The following is a 14,925-nucleotide window of genomic DNA, read 5'->3' as shown; positions in this document are numbered from 1 at the left end:
CAGAAGACTCACCAGGACCACCGGACCATGACCGAAACCTCCCTGCGACCCCGGCTGCTGGAGGCCTTCGCCTCCCCCGCCCCCACCACGCAGGACGTGCTGAAAGACAGCGACATCGTCGCCTTCGGCCCGGAATCCTTTCTGGCCTCATTCCACCTCAGCCTGATGATCGCCGCCGGCGCGCGCGTGGTGCTGTGCGTGGACGATTTCACCGCCAAAACCGAGATCCAGGGCGTGCCGGTGGTCAGGACCGCCGATTTCATCGCCCGGGCCGGCGGCCTGCGCCGGCCGGCCATCGTCGACTTCACCTCGTACCCGCTGCCACAGGCCATGTGTCGCCGCGCGGGCGAGGCCGCCGGCGTGCCGGTTTTCACGCTCACCCACCTGCAGGCCGCGTACGACGGCCCGGCCGTCTACCAGACGGTGCGCACCATGCGCGAGCTCACCTTGCGCCGGGCCGACGACTGGCTCGCCCTGGCCAATCGCCTGGCCGACGACTTCAGCCGTGAAACGCTCTACGCGGCCCTGTTGCTGCGCCTGCAGTTCGACCGCAACGTGCTGCGCCCGGTCAACCTCTGGGGCCGCGACGAATACTTCGGCGTCGGCGCGCAGAGCGAGACCTTCGTGCCCGGCAACGCCGAACATTTCGTGGACTGCGGCGCCCATCGCGGCACCGTCATCCAGAAGCTGCTCGGCGCCACCGGCGGCCGCTACGCCAGCCTGCACGCCTTCGAGCCGGACGAAGCCAACCATGCGGCGCTGGCGCAACTCACGCCCGTGGCCCTGCCCGATTTCCACCCGCACAAGTTCGCGGTGTCCGACCGCCGCGAAACCCTGCGTTTCTCCGAAACCGGCACCATGGCCAGCCATGTATCGGCCGAGGGCAACGTGAGCATCGAAGCGGTCCGCATCGACGACTTCGTCGAGCACGCCACGTTCGTGAAGATGGATGTGGAGGGCTACGAGCCGCGTGCGCTGCGCGGCGCCGAAAGGCTCATCGCCAACAGCAGGCCGCGCCTGGCGATCGCCTCCTACCACTATGCCGACGACCTGCTCGACGTGGTCTCCACCATCGACGACATCGCCGAGGGCTACACCATCCGCATGCGGCAGCACTACAACTACTTCTACGACTCGATCATCTACGCCTCGCCCCGCGCCGACTGGCTGCCGGTCGATGCGGCGCGCTGATCGCAGGAAGACCCATGGCTGACATCACCCTCGAAACCCTTCTGCACCGCACCGGCGAGATCGACCTCGACCTGCGCGCCACCACGCTCGCCGCCCTCGACGCCTACACGGCGGACCCGCTGTTCTGCATTCCGGCGCAGGCCCGCGAGATCGTCGCCCGCCACGGCGCGGCCACCCGTATCGTGGTGCTGGGCGCCTCGTCCTTCACCGCCATCCTGCTGGACGAACTCGCCGGCCGGGCGTGCATCGATGCGGTGGTGGACGACTTCCGCGCCGCCCGCGGCGAGGCCTATGCCGGCCTGCCGACGATCACCTCCGCCGAACTGGTCGAGCGCGCACGCGACGAAGACATCCTGGCGGTCAGCGCCTGCCGCTACGACTACTCGCGCCGCTACTTCAAGACCCTGACCCGCCACCACGGCATCGCGCACCTCAACTTTGAACAGGCGATGCGCCTGCTGCGGCCCGAGGCATCCAACGACCACCGCATCGAGGACTGGGGCCGGACCATCGCCGCGCGCGCGGACGAGTTCCTGGCGCTGGGCGACGTGCTGGTCGACGACTACTCGCGCTTCACCTTGCACAGCGTGCTGCTGACGCAGCTCACCTGCAATCCGGAATGGACGCTGCACGCCGCGCGTCCCTACTGCACGCTTTATTTCCGCACCGGCCTGTGGTCGCCTGGCACGCAAGAGCGTTTTGTCGACTGTGGCGCATCGCTGGCCGAATCCACCTCGGCCCTGATCGACGTGACCGATGGCCGCTTCGACCGCATCTGGATGGTCGAGCCCGACCGCTTCAATCTCGAGACGCTGCAGAAATACAAGGACAAGTTCGCCGGCCGGCCCGAGCACGACCGGCTGCACCTGCTGCCCTACGCGGTGAGCGACGCGCCGGGCACCATGGCCTTCTCGCACCAGGGCGGCCACGCCGGCATGCTCGCGCGCGACAACGGCGCGGGCACGGCCGAAGTGCGGCGGCTCGACGACGTCATCGACGGCGAACCCACGCTCATCAAGATGGACATCGAAGGCGCGGAACTCGCCGCGCTGCGGGGCGCGCAGGGCCTCATCGCGGCGTCCAGGCCCAAGCTGGCGATATCGGCCTATCACCGCGCCGGTGACCTGGTCGACATCGCCCGCTTCGCCCGCGAGGTGCGCCCCGACTACCGTGTCGGCCTGCGCCACCACACCGAAGAGCGGTGGGACACCTGCCTGTACTTCTACTGAACATCGCCTTCGACGAGCCGCCGATGATCGACCTCGACAGCTACCGCGACCCCGCCCGGCACCTGGACGAACAGCGGGGCCTGTTCGCCCGCTGCTGGCATTTCGCCGGCATGCTCTACGAACTCGATGGCACCGCGCACATCGGCGTGCCGGTGGCGGGCGTGGAGCTGCTGCTGCAGCGCGACCGCGAAGGCCGGCCGCGAGCCTTTCGCAACGTGTGCTCGCACCGGCATTCGCAGCTCTGCGGCCACGGCGTGCACCGCCGCCCGGTGCGCTGCCCCTACCACGGCTGGGTGTACGACCGCGAAGGCGTGCCGGTCGGCATTCCGCAGCCGCAGGCCTTCCCCGCCGTGGTCGCCGACCCCACTGCCCACCGGCTGCACGAATACGCCTGCGAGGCCGTCGGCCAGTTCGTCTTCGTACGCATCGCCGCCGAGGGCCCGTCGCTCGCCGACTACCTGGGCAGCGAACATGCCTTCCTGCTGCGGGCCTCCTCCGGCATGACCGCGACCCTCTCCGAGTTCTCCGAGGACGTCCCCGCCAACTGGAAGGTGCTGATCGAGAACTCGCTCGAGGGCTACCACGTGCCTGCCGTGCACAACCAGACCTTCATGCAGGTCGACGGCATGCAGAGCGGCATCGAGGCGGCGAGCAACCATTTCGTCGAGCCGCTGCATTCGTACATGGAGCATGCCGCCGAGCCCGGCTGGCTGCGCCGCTTCGCCCGCAGCATGGAGCCGCGCATCGGCCGCTGGGCCTGGCGCTTCGAGCACTACACGCACCACCACATCTTTCCCAACCTCACCGTCACCTCCTTCATGGGCTACAGCTTTCATGTGCAGGTGTTCCAGCCGGTGGACGTGACCACCACCCGGGTGCATTCACGCACCGTCGGCGTCGGCTTCGAGGGGCAGGACGCGTACGGCGAAAAGATCATCGCGAAGATCTACGAGGACAACCACGGCTTCACCAAACAGGTGTTCGACGAGGACGGCGCCATCTGCACGCGGGTACAGGCCGGGCTGGCGCAGGCCGAGCGGCTGGCGCTGTTCGGCGAGGGCATCGAAGACCGGGTGCGGTATTTCCACACCGCCTGGCTGCACGCGGCCGGCAGCACGGCGGGCCGTTGAGATGCTGCAGGCCTCGCGCATTCCGCCGCACTGCTTTCACGACCCCGCCATCCATGCGGCCGAGCAGGCGCGCATCTTCCGCCGCACCTGGCAGTTCTTCTGCCTGCGCTCGGACCTGATGGAGCCCGACGATTTCGTGGCGCAGGACGTCGGCGGCGTGCCGGTGGTGGTGCAGAACATGAAGGGCGAGTTGCGCGCCTTCCACAACGTCTGCTCGCACCGCAAGGTGCCGCTGCAAAGCGAGCCCCGGGGCAACCGCGCGCTGTTCTGCCAGTACCACGGCTGGGTCTACGGCCGCGAGGGCGAGTTGATCGGCATACCGCACAACGCGGCCTTCTATCCGATCGCGCCGGCCGAACGACGCGAGCTCGGCCTCAAGCAATTCGCGCTGGCGGCCTGCGGCAACCTGGTGTTCGTGGCGATCGAGCCCACCGGCAGTTTCGAGTCGCAGATGGGCGACTGGCTGCCGATGCTGCAGGACATCGGCCGGGCCATGGACGACGTGCATTTCGAATGCGCGCTGCCCAGCGCCTCCAACTGGAAATGGATCGTCCACAACGCCTTCGACGACATCCACGCGCAGTTCGTGCATCCGAAGTCCTCGCTCGACACCACCGGCTATGTGAGCAACCGGTGGACGTTCCACCCGTTCGATGCCGACACCGAGGGCGATGCGTTCCCGGCCGACTATTCGCGCCGCCACGCCCACCTGGAAGTGACCATGGATGCGGCCTCCGTGGCGCGCAACGAAGCCCTGTGGGCCGAGCACTTCCCGAGCCGCGCCCACGCCTTCGACCACTACCTGCACCTGTTCCTCTACCCCAATGTGATCATCACGTCGGTGCAGGGCTATTGGTACAACATCGTGCGCTACAGCCCGGTCGACAGCGGCCACTGCGTGTCGCACTACCGGATGGTGCCGGCGCGCGGCGCGGGCGGTGCTTCGAGCGCCGTGCAGCCCGAACTGCTCTACCGGCTGGCACTGGGCTCCATGCTGATCTTCCAGGAAGACCTGGCGGCGGTGGAGGTGGCGCAGGGGGTGATCCGCTCGGTCGCCACGCCCTCCTTCTTTGGCCAGCGCGAGGACAAGATCCTGTCCTTCGAAAAAGCCTACATGCACGCGATGCAGGCACCGGAGTCCGCCCATGGATAGGCCGCTGGTGGTGTTCGGCAACAGCGAGTTCGCGGTGTGGATGGCGCGTTATTTCGCCGAAGACGCCGGCCGGCCACCGGTGGCCTTCACCGTGCACCGCCGCTTCCTCGCGGCCGAGCGCATCGGCGCGGTGCCGGTGCGGGCCTTCGAAGACATCGCCACGTCGCTCGACCCGGCATCGCACGACATCTACGTCGCGCTGGAACACGGCCGCAACAACCTCGCACGCGCGCAGGTCTGCGATGCGGCCACCGCGCTGGGTTTTTCGCTCGCCTCCTTCGTGAGCCCGAAGGCGCACGTCGCCGCCAGCGCGCGGATCGGGCCGCACACCCTGGTGCTCGAAGGCGCCACCCTGCAGCACGGCTGCAGCATCGGTGCCGACACCATCCTGCGGGCCGGCACCTTCATCGGCTACGACTGCCGCATCGGCGAGCACAACTATTTCGGCGCGCAATGCTTCGTCGACCAGCACACCCGCATCGGCGACTTCAATACCTTCGGCTCCGGCGTGCGCATCGCCGCGTCACGGCAGATCGGCGACTGGAACCAGATCCGGGCTTTCCAGACCCTAGAGTCCGACCTCAGGACACCAACGCTGACCCATGCCGGACTTCGGGCCGAGGGGCGTGTCTACGATCGACGAGCGCCGCGGACAGCAATGCCGCCACCCGGTCCTGATCGGCAGGGCTGAGGCCCAGGAAGAAGGGCACGCCGACCAGGTCCTGCGCGATCGCCTGCGCCTGCGGGCAATCCATGGCCTCGCACAGCGGCTGCAGCGCGGTCATCTGGGTCAGCAGCGGCTGGTACCAGCGCCGGGTGCCCACGCCGTCGTCGTGGCAGAGCTTCTCGAAGCGCGACCGCGCGGTGGCACCGGGCAGGCGCAGGCACATGCCCACCGGTGCGGCCACCGGCTCACCGCCGGCCAGCCGCTGCCAGCGCAAGCGGCCGGGCGCGGCCGCCTCCAGCACGCCGGCGTAACGCGCGAAAGTGTCGCGGCGCAGCGCGGCGCGCTCGTCCCACCTCTCCAGCGAGGCCAGGCCGACCGCCGCGTGGAATTCGCTCATCTTGGCATTGGTGCCCGCCTCGGCCAGCGCGCCCACCGGCACCTTGCGGCGCGCCTGCAGGTTGATGCCGAAGTTCGACAACTGCCGCACGCGCGCCACCAGCGCGTCGTCGTGCGACACCACCAGCCCGCCCTCGCCGGCCGGCAGCGACTTGGTCGTGTGCAGGCTGAACACCAGGGTCAGCGCCGTGTCGTGCAGCCACTGGCCGCCAAAGGCCGCCGCCGCGTCGATCACGACCGGCAACCCGGTCGCGCGGCTGAAGGCATCCCAGGCGCGGGCGTCGTGCGGCGCACCGAAGGCCGCCACCGGCATCACCGCCCGCACCTCGACATCGGCGCAGGCGCGTCGGGCGATCTCGGGCGTGAGCAGCCAGCTGTCGGCATCGACATCGCACAGCACCGGCACGTGGCCGGCGCGCAGCACCGCCGTGGCGGTGGCCACGAAGGTCAGTGCCGGCACCAGCACCCGCGAGCCCGGCGGCAGGTCGAGCGCCTGCAGCACCAGCTCCAGCCCCGTCGTGGCGCTGGACACCGTCGTCACCGCCGGCCGGCCGCGTCCGTGGCCGACGAAACGCGCGGCCAGGCGCTTTTCCAGCTCGCAGACCAGGGGCCCGAAATTCGAATAGTGGCGCGCCTCGTGCATGCGCTGCAGCCAGGGCATCAGCGCCTTGGGCGAGGGCATGTCGGGCACCAGCAGGGCGATGCCGGGCCGGCCGTCCTCCGGGGAGGGGGTTTTCAGCTCTGCTCGCATGCCAGGCCCTCGACCTCGCGCATCGCCTGCTCCAGGTCGACGGTCACGTCCCGCCAGCGTTTTTCGCCGGCGAGGTAGTTCAGCCACATCAGGCGATAGGCCCGTTCCAGCTCGGCGGTGCGGGTGGCGTAGTCCATCAGCACGCTGACGCGGAACTTGTCGCGGGCGGTGCGGCGGTATTCCGCCAGACCCTCCACGTCGTCCATCAGGGCCAGCGCTTTTTCCACGTAGTCGTCCGGATCGGCGCCGATCACCCCGCCGAAGCCCAGTCCCTGGATGGTGCGCGCGGTCGACGAATCGGTGGCGCGTTCGGCGTCCATGCAGACCACCGGCAGGCCCATCCAGATCGCATGCAGCGTGGTCGTGCCGCCGGAGATCGGCGAAGTGTCCAGCGCCACGTCGGCGATATGGCCCAGCTCCATGAAACGCTCCAGCGGCTGCTGGTGCATCACGAAGACGCGGTCGATCGGCATGCCGGCGGCTTCCACCCGGTGCTGCATCGCGTCCTGCGCGTCTTCGGGCGTGTGCTCCTTGACCATGATCACCAGCCGCGCGTCCGTCCGGCGCTCCAGGATGCGCCGCCACAGCCGCAGCATCTCGTCGGTGAGCTTGGCCGAGTTGTTGAGCGAGATCAGCGTGGGATGACCGTTGTGCAGCATCGGCGGCGTTTCCAACAGCGGCGAATCCGGCGGCGGCGAATAGCTCGCCATCACGTTCAGGCGAAACAGCGTCTCGCTGTAATGGCCATCGGTGCCGGCCGGGCTGGTGCCGAAGTCGGTCAGCCGCCAGTCCATGGCCCGCATGCCCAGGGTGTTCATGAAACCCAGCCAGGTCACCTGCACCGGCGCGGCGCGCCGGGCGAAAGTGAGCAGGCGCTCGCCCAGCGTGTGGCCCGACAGATCCACCAGCACGTCGATGCGCTGGGCGCGGATGTATTCGCACAGCGGCTCGTAGTCGAGCTCGGTCACGTTGTGCCAGGCCTGCACCAACTTCTGCATCTGCAAGGTGATGTCGTCGATGCCGCCGCTGGAGAACACATGCACCTCCACCTCGTCGGGATCGTGGTGCTGCAGCACCGGCAGCATGAAGAAGGCGATCGAATGGCGGCGGAAATCGGCCGTCACGTAGCCCACCCGCAGCTTGCGGCGCGGCGACCGGTCGGCCACCACCAGCGGCGCGGCCCGGTCGGTGAGCGGGTCGGCCACCCGGCTACCCCATTCGCGGTAGACCTTCAGGGTGTTGACCGGGTCCTTGTCGATGTTGCTGTGGATGAACGCACGCAGCACCCAGGTGGGCGATTCGTTGCTCAGGCGGGCGGCGCGGTCGATGTGGCGACGGGCTTCTTCCAGGCGGCCCAGGTTGAATTCGGCGAACGCCAGAAAGCGCAGGGCATCGGGCGAATCGGGCTCCAGCTGGAGCACCGTCTCGAGCGCTTCCATGCCGCGCTGCCAGTGCAGGCCGACCAGGAAGATGTAAGCAACCCGCAACCATGCATGTACCAGTTTCGGCTCGAAAGACAGGGCCTGCATGTACTGCACCAGCGCTTCCTTGAGCATCTGGCGCCGCTCGAATGCTGCGCCGCGCTCCAGCGCTTCGCGTGCCTCGGGGGCGATCGGACGGGTCGCCGGCTGTTGTTTTACGGGGCGCGCCGGGGCGTACGTAGGCCGTTTCTTCATCTGCGCCATTGTGGAGTGAGTTGGGCAAATGAAGTTTCAATCAGCGCGACATTCCCATGGCTTTTCACCGAGCTAACTAAACTACGCTTAGTTAGCATCCCGATACATCCTGAGGTGCGCCCGGAAACGCTTGCGAAACCCTGGCACCTCCCACCGAAAGCACACCGCTTCTTATCCAGGGCTTCCCAGCACCATGCTCGTCATCATCGGCTACGTCGTCTGCCTCGGTTGCATCTTCGGGGTGTACATCGCGCACGGCGGCAACATCAGCGTCATCCTGCATGCGCTGCCGTTCGAGATCATCACCATCATGGGTGGTGCCATCGGCGCGTTCGTGGTGAACAACCAGGGCAAGGTGCTCAAGGCCACGCTCAAGACGCTGCCGACCGTCATGAAGGGCTCCAAGTACACCAAGGCGCGCTACATGGAGCTGATGTCGCTGCTCTACGACATCCTGCAGAAGGCCCGCAAGGACGGCCTGATGGCGATCGAGAAGGACGTCGAGACGCCGCACGAGTCCGAGATCTTCAAGAAATACCCGCAGGTCGGCCATGACCACCACGTGGTGGAGTTCATGACCGACTACCTGCGCATGATGGTCTCGGGCAACCTCAATTCGCACGAGATCGAATCCCTGATGGACAGCGAGATCGAAACCCACCACCAGGAAGCCCATGCCCCCATCGCCGCCCTGGCGCGACTGGCCGGCGCCCTGCCCGCCTTCGGCATCGTGGCCGCCGTGCTGGGCGTGGTGAACACCATGGGCTCGGTGGGTCAGCCGCCCTCAGTGCTCGGCGGCATGATCGGCTCGGCGCTGGTCGGCACCTTTTTGGGCATTCTGCTGGCCTACGGCGTGGTGGAGCCGCTGGCCGGTCTGCTGGAACAGAAGTCCGAGGATGCGGCCAAGGAATTCCAGTGCATCAAGACCACCCTGCTGGCCAGCATGCAGGGCTACAACCCCTCGACGGCCATCGAATTCGGCCGCAAGGTGCTGTTCTCGACCGAACGACCCACCTTCGCGGAGCTGGAATCGCACGTGAAGGGCAAGAAGTAGGCGGCCCACCATGGCAGAGAAAAAGCTCCAGCCGATCATCGTCAAGAAGATCAAGAAAGGCGGTCACGCCCCGCACGGCGGCGCGTGGAAGATCGCCTATGCCGACTTCGTGACGGCCATGATGGCGTTCTTCCTGCTGATGTGGCTGCTGGGCTCCACCGCCAAGGGCGAGCTGCAGGGCATCGCCGCCTATTTCAGCAATCCGATGCAGGTGGCGCTGGGCGGCGGCGACGGCTCGGGCAACAGCTCCAGCATCCTGCCCGGTGGCGGCAACGACCTCACCAAGGTGCACGGCCAGGTGCGGCGCAGCGAATCCGACGCCGACCGCAAGACCAAGATGGCCGCCAAGATGGAAAAGCGCCGCCAGGCCCAACAGGACGCCCAGCGCATGGCCGAGCTGCAGAACAAGATCGAGTCGCTGATCACGGTGAACCCGCGGCTCAATGAATACAAGTCGCAGATCAAGATCGACATCACGCCCGACGGGCTGCAGATCCAGATCGTCGACGACCAGAACCGCCCCATGTTCGACAGCGGCAGCGCGCTGGTCAAACCCTACATGCGCGACATCCTGCGCGAGATCGGCTCGGCGCTCGGCAACGTCGAAAACAAGATCAGCATCGCCGGCCACACCGACGCCACGCCCTACGGCAACGGCGACCGGGGCTACAGCAACTGGGAGCTGTCCTCCGACCGCGCCAACGCCACCCGGCGCGAACTCGTCGGCGCCGGCATGCCCGACGCGCAACTCGTGCGCATCGTCGGCCTGGCCGCGAGCGACCTGCTCGACAAGACCACGCCCAAGGCGCCGACCAACCGCCGCATCACCGTCACCGTCATGACCCGCGAGGCCGAAGAGCGCCTGCTCAGCCACGCGGTGCCGGCCGTGCCGCCCGACGAACTCGAGGAAGCCGTCGAGGAAATGGACGCCAACGGCGGCAAGCCCGCCGCTGGCGCCGCATCGGCGGCGAGCGCCAACCCGGCAGCCGGCAATCCGGCCTCCGCGCAGACGGCGCCGGCCGTACCCCGCAAGCAATTCATCGATCTACCCGCCCGCCCCCCGCGCAACCAGGCCGAAGCGCCGGCCGCCCGGGCCGAGCGCTGAGCGCGGCGACCACCCTCGTCCGCGCACTTCCCCCACCCCATCCAGCCCCTTCGAAAGAGTCCTCCGTGGCCACAGCACTACGCTTTTTGATCGTCGACGACTTCTCCACCATGCGCCGAATCGTGCGCAACCTGCTCAAGGAATCGGGCTTTGCCGATGCCGACGAAGCCGAAGACGGCACCGCCGCCCTGCAGAAACTGCGCAACGGCCGGTTCGACTTCGTCGTCACCGACATCAACATGCCCAACATGAACGGATTCGAGCTGCTCACCAGCATCAAGGGCGACGACAAGCTCAAGCACCTGCCGGTGCTGATGGTGACCGCAGAGGCGCGCAAGGAAGACATCGTCGCGGCGGCCCAGGGCGGCGCAGCCGGCTACATCGTCAAGCCCTTCACCAAGGCAACGCTGGAGGAAAAGGTCAACAACATCCTGAAGAAGACGGGGTTGGTGGCATGAACGGCAAGCTCATTCCCCCTGCCCCCGCCCCTGGAGCCGCGAGCGCCTTGCCGCCGGTGGCCTCGGAAATCATCCATGTCCGCATCGGCCAGCTCACGCGCCAGTTGCACGACTCGCTCAACGCCCTGGGCTTTGCCGACCGGCTGCGCGAGAGCGTGGGCGAGATGCCGGATGCCAAGAGCCGGCTGTCCTATATCGCGCGGCTGACCAGCGATGCGGCCGAGAAGGTGCTCAACCGGGTCGAGATGGCCAAGGCCAACCACGACCACATCCTGAACGGGGCACGGCAGATGGTCGCCAGCGTGAAAAAGGATCCGGTGCAGGCGGTGGCCAGCGGCAAGCTCATGAACTTTTTGGAGGACATGGAACGCACCACGCGGGAGGCTGATGGGCATCTGACCGAAATCATGATGGCGCAGGATTTTCATGACCTGACGGGGCAGGTCATTGCCCGGGTGGTGAGCCTGACCGCTTCCATCGAGGACCAGCTGATTCAGTTGCTGATTCAGACGGCGCCTCCCGGGAGTGCAGCGCCGGAGGCGGCTGCCGCGGCAACGGCTGCTTCGGCGGCTGCGGTTACTGCGGCAGCGGATGCCGAGGTGGCGGTGGAAGGGCTGCCGGAGCCTTCGCATCCTCGGTTGAATGGGCCGGTGGTGGATTCGGAGAAGGCTTCTGGGGAAGTGGTGACCAGTCAGACAGAGGTCGATGATTTGTTGGCTAGTTTGGGGTTTTAGGCTTGTGTCTCAATTAATATTTTCTTGGTCGCCTTCCTTTGATTTGACGGCGGAGCGGGGGACTTGTTCGCCCCAGACCCAGCGGTAATTTTCTTTTGCTGGGACAAAAGGAAGTCACCAAAGAAAACCCTTGAATGCGGAGAATCATATTCGGGCCTTCGCTTCACTTGGCCTGGGGAATGTGTTATCGGGACGCCCTTGAGGCAACAGTTTGGGCAGAGGTTGATCGAGTGCCATGGTCCCTGCTTCGCAGGGTCGGGATTAAGAAGGGCCCGGACCGCGCGCGAATCTGTGCACAGAAGAAATAAGACGCGATTGCGCGCTCCGGCGGCGCAAATGTTAGTCTGTCTGCGCGAAAAATCACACTGGCGAACAAATTAGGCAATTTTTCTCCGGCTGCGCGCGTTGAAATTACCTAATCTGACATGGGCGCCCGTGAGGGTAACGGGATAAAAGTAAATCCAAGTGCTTCTAGACGGAAATGCCGCCAGCGATACTCCCTGGTTGCGGAGGCTCAACCAAAATGGTGTCAGACGAAATCAGTGGCGGCGCCGTGAAAATCCCGCCTAATTAAAATAATGCCACCATCAATCACACAGCGGCGTATATTGAACATTTACCCTCTTTACATCCTTATCCCGACCCAGGCCCCACAACCCGTCAGGCTCCCCATAAACATCCAACGATAGATAATACTCAGATGCGGTAACACCGAGTTGGTTTAGTGCAAGCCTGACCGCAATTTCCCGACGGCGGCCAAGACTCTTGTAGTCCGTTTCGGCGCGATCCGCATGAACATCAAATTCGAGCATTCTCCCGCCGGCGAAATTTTCTTTTACCAATTCTGCCCACTCGGTCAAGAAATTCATTTCAGAACTGGAGATTTCGGCAGAATTTTTTTCGAATACAACGCTTACTCCCTGCATGCGTTGGCAAGCACTCGCGGAAAAAGCGGCGACCAATAACAGCGACCCCCATAATTTAGATACCATAAAAAGTTTCCCACATGACATAGCCGGTCACGCTGTCAGCGTTCTTCATCGGTCTCCCGCTGTCGGTTTTAGCCATTTCCGCGGATTGACGGTAGTGATAAACATAGTCGTTCGCGGAGAAGACATCGTCAAAATGCGTGACCTCGTGGATGATAGTGCCAACTTGTGAATCGACAGAGCCGCTATCTGATGGGATTGAGCAAAATCCTCTTGCGATTCCGATTATCCGATTCCTGGTGTCCGACTTGCATACGCCTGCGACGGCCTCAGGACTAGGATCTACCCGGCAGTATATTCGTCGCGCAAATTCGTCGCTGTATCGAACGAAGTTCTTTGGGGTCAATTCATGAAGGGCGGCCACCGTTCTGCTTAAGCCCTCTATCAAGTAGCGCCTAATCTCCACATCCTCCCGTCCAAACCAGTATTTGACATCTCGCCGAGCAACTTCGTCCCAGACCTGCAATTGCTCTATTTTTCTATTTACGAGATAAATTGCTCTTTCGCAATTGGCCATCATGTCTTCATAAAATTTTTCATTAGTCTGCGCCGGACAAATTCGGTCATTTTGCAAGGCCTCCGGCGGATGTCTGACTAACCCATCCACCACCTTTTTGCTGTTTGTCAGGGCAACGGAATCTTCGCCGTACCAAATACTCGCCACGGTCGCCGCAGGCAAGGCATTGCCAACGGTTTCTTCCCGGTCGTCCACACTGTGAAACCGCTGCCTGCTCGCCACCAACGCCGGCGGCACCGGGCAGTCGCACACGACCACATCCCCCTCCAGCGCCATCTCGGCGCCGTGCAAGGTGCTTCGGTAAGGGCCACCCGCCTTGGCGATGACGCCGACGCCGTTGCAAGCCGCGCAATAGGCGCGCCCGCCGATCAGGGCGACGGCCGCGCCATCGATGGTGAAGCCGTGGTCGATTTCATACGGCAGGACCTCGCCACCTCGCGCGGGCTGGTCGCCCACCAGAACCTGGTATCGCTGCATTCCATCCTCTCCAATTCTGAAAAAATGGAATGTTAGCGTTCGCTTACTAAATTTCTACGCGGATCTGAATGCCGCGAATCGCCGCCAAAAGCCAGCTTTCATCGACCTTTAGAAATCACGTCCGCTTCCGACAATGGCGCAACCCCAACCCGAGCCGCCATGTCCGCAGACGCCGACCGCCAACTACCCGCCACCGAGCAAAAGCTCCAGAAAGCCCGCGACGACGGCCAGGCGCCGCGTTCGCGCGACCTGGCCAATCTGGCGGTGCTAGGCGCCGGCGCTTTCGCCGTGGTGCTGCTCACCCCAACCGCCTTCGAGCGCCTGAAGCTGGCGCTGATCCAGCAGTTGCGCTTCGACGCCAGCACCCTCGCCCAGACCGACACCATGATGAACCGCGCCCAGGACATGGGCTCGCTCGGCCTGATGATGGCGCTGCTTTTCGCGGTGCTGGTGGGCGCCGCCGCCGTGGTGAGCACCATCGGCTCCGGCGGCTGGATCACCAGCCTGAAACCCATCACTCCGGACTTCAGCCGCCTCAACCCGATCTCGGGGCTGGGCAATCTGGTGAGCAAGCAACAACTTTTCAATATCGCCAAGCTGTCGGTGCTGACCGCCATCCTGTTCTTCGTCACCTGGATCTTCCTGCGCGACAGCATGCAGCGCGTCACCTCGCTGGTGATGCAGCCCTCGGCGATGGCGCTGCGCGATCTCGGCGATTGGCTGATCTCCGGAGTCAGCTCGATGATGCTGGTGGTGTTCGCCGCCGCCGTGGTCGACGTGCCGCTGCAGACCTTCTTCCACAAGTCGCGCCTCAAGATGTCGCACGAGGAAGTCAAGCAGGAGCACAAGAACGCCGAAGGCAATCCGCACATCAAGAGCAAGATCCGCCAGCGCGCCCGCGAAATCGCCAACCGCGCCAGCGTTTCCAAGGTGCCCGAGGCCGACTTCATCCTGATGAACCCGACCCACTACGCCGTGGCGCTGCGCTACGACGAGATCAACATGAACGCGCCGCACGTGATCTCCAAGGGCTCGGACATGCTGGCGATGCGCATCCGCGACATCGCCCGCGAACACGACATCCCGGTGCTGCAATCTCCGGTGCTGGCACGTGCCCTCTACGCCCACGCCGACCTCGACCAGGCGATTCCCTCGACGCTGTTCAACGCGGTGGCGCAGGTGCTGGCCTATGTCTACCGCCTCAAGGCGGCGATGCGTGGCGAGGCCGCCATGCCCGGCACCCTGCCAGAGCTGGACGTGCCGCCGGAACTCGATCCGCACAACCCGGCCGCTGCGGCCGCCCGGGCCAGGAAGGTCGCCGACGCGGCCGACTGACGACAAACCGCCCCCGGCGTGCGGCCCGGGTGCGTCGATACAGCGGCGCAAAACCGCTCTTTA

General features: G+C 65.2%; 14 protein-coding genes. 10 read left to right on the top strand and 4 right to left on the bottom strand.

Annotation, left to right across the window (positions count from 1 at the left end):
• The first annotated feature begins 27 nt into the window (after positions 1-27).
• The 5 genes from R9X41_RS03685 to R9X41_RS03665 are packed head-to-tail and all read left to right on the top strand — an operon-like array spanning position 28 to position 5,394.
• Positions 28-1,191 (top strand): FkbM family methyltransferase, encoded by a 1,164-nt coding sequence (locus tag R9X41_RS03685; protein WP_318633546.1) that lies wholly within the window; start codon positions 28-30, stop codon positions 1,189-1,191.
• Positions 1,192-1,205: 14 nt separating this feature from the next.
• Positions 1,206-2,420, top strand: a complete 1,215-nt coding sequence (locus R9X41_RS03680; RefSeq protein ID WP_318633545.1) for an FkbM family methyltransferase — start codon at positions 1,206-1,208, stop codon at positions 2,418-2,420.
• A complete protein-coding gene (locus R9X41_RS03675) occupies positions 2,393-3,550 on the top strand; it encodes an aromatic ring-hydroxylating oxygenase subunit alpha (RefSeq protein WP_318633544.1) in 1,158 nt (385 codons plus the stop codon). The genes R9X41_RS03680 and R9X41_RS03675 overlap by 28 nt, the downstream gene beginning before the upstream one ends.
• Position 3,551: 1 nt before the next feature.
• Entirely contained in the window at positions 3,552-4,703 is a 1,152-nt protein-coding gene (locus R9X41_RS03670) for an aromatic ring-hydroxylating oxygenase subunit alpha (RefSeq protein WP_318633543.1), read from the top strand.
• On the top strand, positions 4,696-5,394 hold the full coding sequence (locus R9X41_RS03665) for an LbetaH domain-containing protein (RefSeq protein WP_318633542.1): 699 nt from the start codon (positions 4,696-4,698) through the stop codon (positions 5,392-5,394). Before R9X41_RS03670 ends, R9X41_RS03665 begins: the two co-directional genes overlap by 8 nt.
• Here R9X41_RS03665 and R9X41_RS03660 read toward each other — a convergent pair.
• Both R9X41_RS03660 and R9X41_RS03655 read right to left on the bottom strand, forming a co-directional pair.
• Positions 5,285-6,517 (bottom strand): DegT/DnrJ/EryC1/StrS family aminotransferase, encoded by a 1,233-nt coding sequence (locus R9X41_RS03660; RefSeq protein WP_318633541.1) that lies wholly within the window; start codon positions 6,515-6,517, stop codon positions 5,285-5,287. The two genes, R9X41_RS03665 and R9X41_RS03660, sit on opposite strands and share 110 nt — an antisense overlap.
• Positions 6,502-8,193 carry an O-linked N-acetylglucosamine transferase, SPINDLY family protein gene (locus tag R9X41_RS03655; protein ID WP_318633540.1) on the bottom strand — a complete coding sequence of 564 codons (1,692 nt, stop codon included), beginning with the start codon at positions 8,191-8,193 and terminating at the stop codon, positions 6,502-6,504. Before R9X41_RS03655 ends, R9X41_RS03660 begins: the two co-directional genes overlap by 16 nt.
• Before the next feature lie 193 nt (positions 8,194-8,386).
• Between R9X41_RS03655 and motA the strand changes: the two genes are divergently transcribed.
• The 4 genes from motA (at position 8,387) to R9X41_RS03635 (ending at position 11,544) form a co-directional block, all read left to right on the top strand.
• Complete coding sequence (gene motA / locus R9X41_RS03650; RefSeq protein ID WP_318633539.1) at positions 8,387-9,247, top strand: flagellar motor stator protein MotA; 861 nt, start codon at positions 8,387-8,389, stop codon at positions 9,245-9,247.
• 10 nt (positions 9,248-9,257) lie between these two features.
• Positions 9,258-10,352: a flagellar motor protein MotB gene (motB, locus tag R9X41_RS03645; protein ID WP_318633538.1), complete on the top strand. Its 1,095-nt coding sequence runs from the start codon at positions 9,258-9,260 to the stop codon at positions 10,350-10,352.
• A 65-nt stretch (positions 10,353-10,417) separates the two neighbouring features.
• Entirely contained in the window at positions 10,418-10,810 is a 393-nt protein-coding gene (cheY, locus tag R9X41_RS03640; protein WP_318633537.1) for a chemotaxis response regulator CheY, read from the top strand.
• A complete protein-coding gene (locus R9X41_RS03635) occupies positions 10,807-11,544 on the top strand; it encodes a protein phosphatase CheZ (RefSeq protein ID WP_318633536.1) in 738 nt (245 codons plus the stop codon). The genes cheY and R9X41_RS03635 overlap by 4 nt, the downstream gene beginning before the upstream one ends.
• 587 nt (positions 11,545-12,131) lie before the next feature.
• On the opposite strand, the gene R9X41_RS03630 is transcribed toward R9X41_RS03635, so the two are convergent.
• The gene (locus R9X41_RS03630) at positions 12,132-12,413 is read right to left on the bottom strand and encodes a hypothetical protein (RefSeq protein WP_318633535.1); all 282 of its coding nucleotides are present in this window, start codon (positions 12,411-12,413) and stop codon (positions 12,132-12,134) included.
• Positions 12,414-12,525: 112 nt separating this feature from the next.
• Complete coding sequence (locus tag R9X41_RS03625; RefSeq protein ID WP_318633534.1) at positions 12,526-13,527, bottom strand: M35 family metalloendopeptidase; 1,002 nt, start codon at positions 13,525-13,527, stop codon at positions 12,526-12,528.
• Between the two features lie 159 nt (positions 13,528-13,686).
• On the opposite strand from R9X41_RS03625, the gene R9X41_RS03620 reads away from it, so the two are divergent.
• Positions 13,687-14,862, top strand: a complete 1,176-nt coding sequence (locus R9X41_RS03620; protein ID WP_318633533.1) for an EscU/YscU/HrcU family type III secretion system export apparatus switch protein — start codon at positions 13,687-13,689, stop codon at positions 14,860-14,862.
• The last annotated feature ends 63 nt before the right edge of the window (positions 14,863-14,925 follow it).

Origin of the sequence: Xylophilus sp. GOD-11R (assembly GCF_033546935.1) — a bacterium.
Taxonomy (GTDB): Bacteria; Pseudomonadota; Gammaproteobacteria; order Burkholderiales; family Burkholderiaceae_C; genus Xylophilus.
Note: the sequence above shows the minus strand (reverse complement) of the source record. Positions and strands in the feature narration are given on the sequence as shown.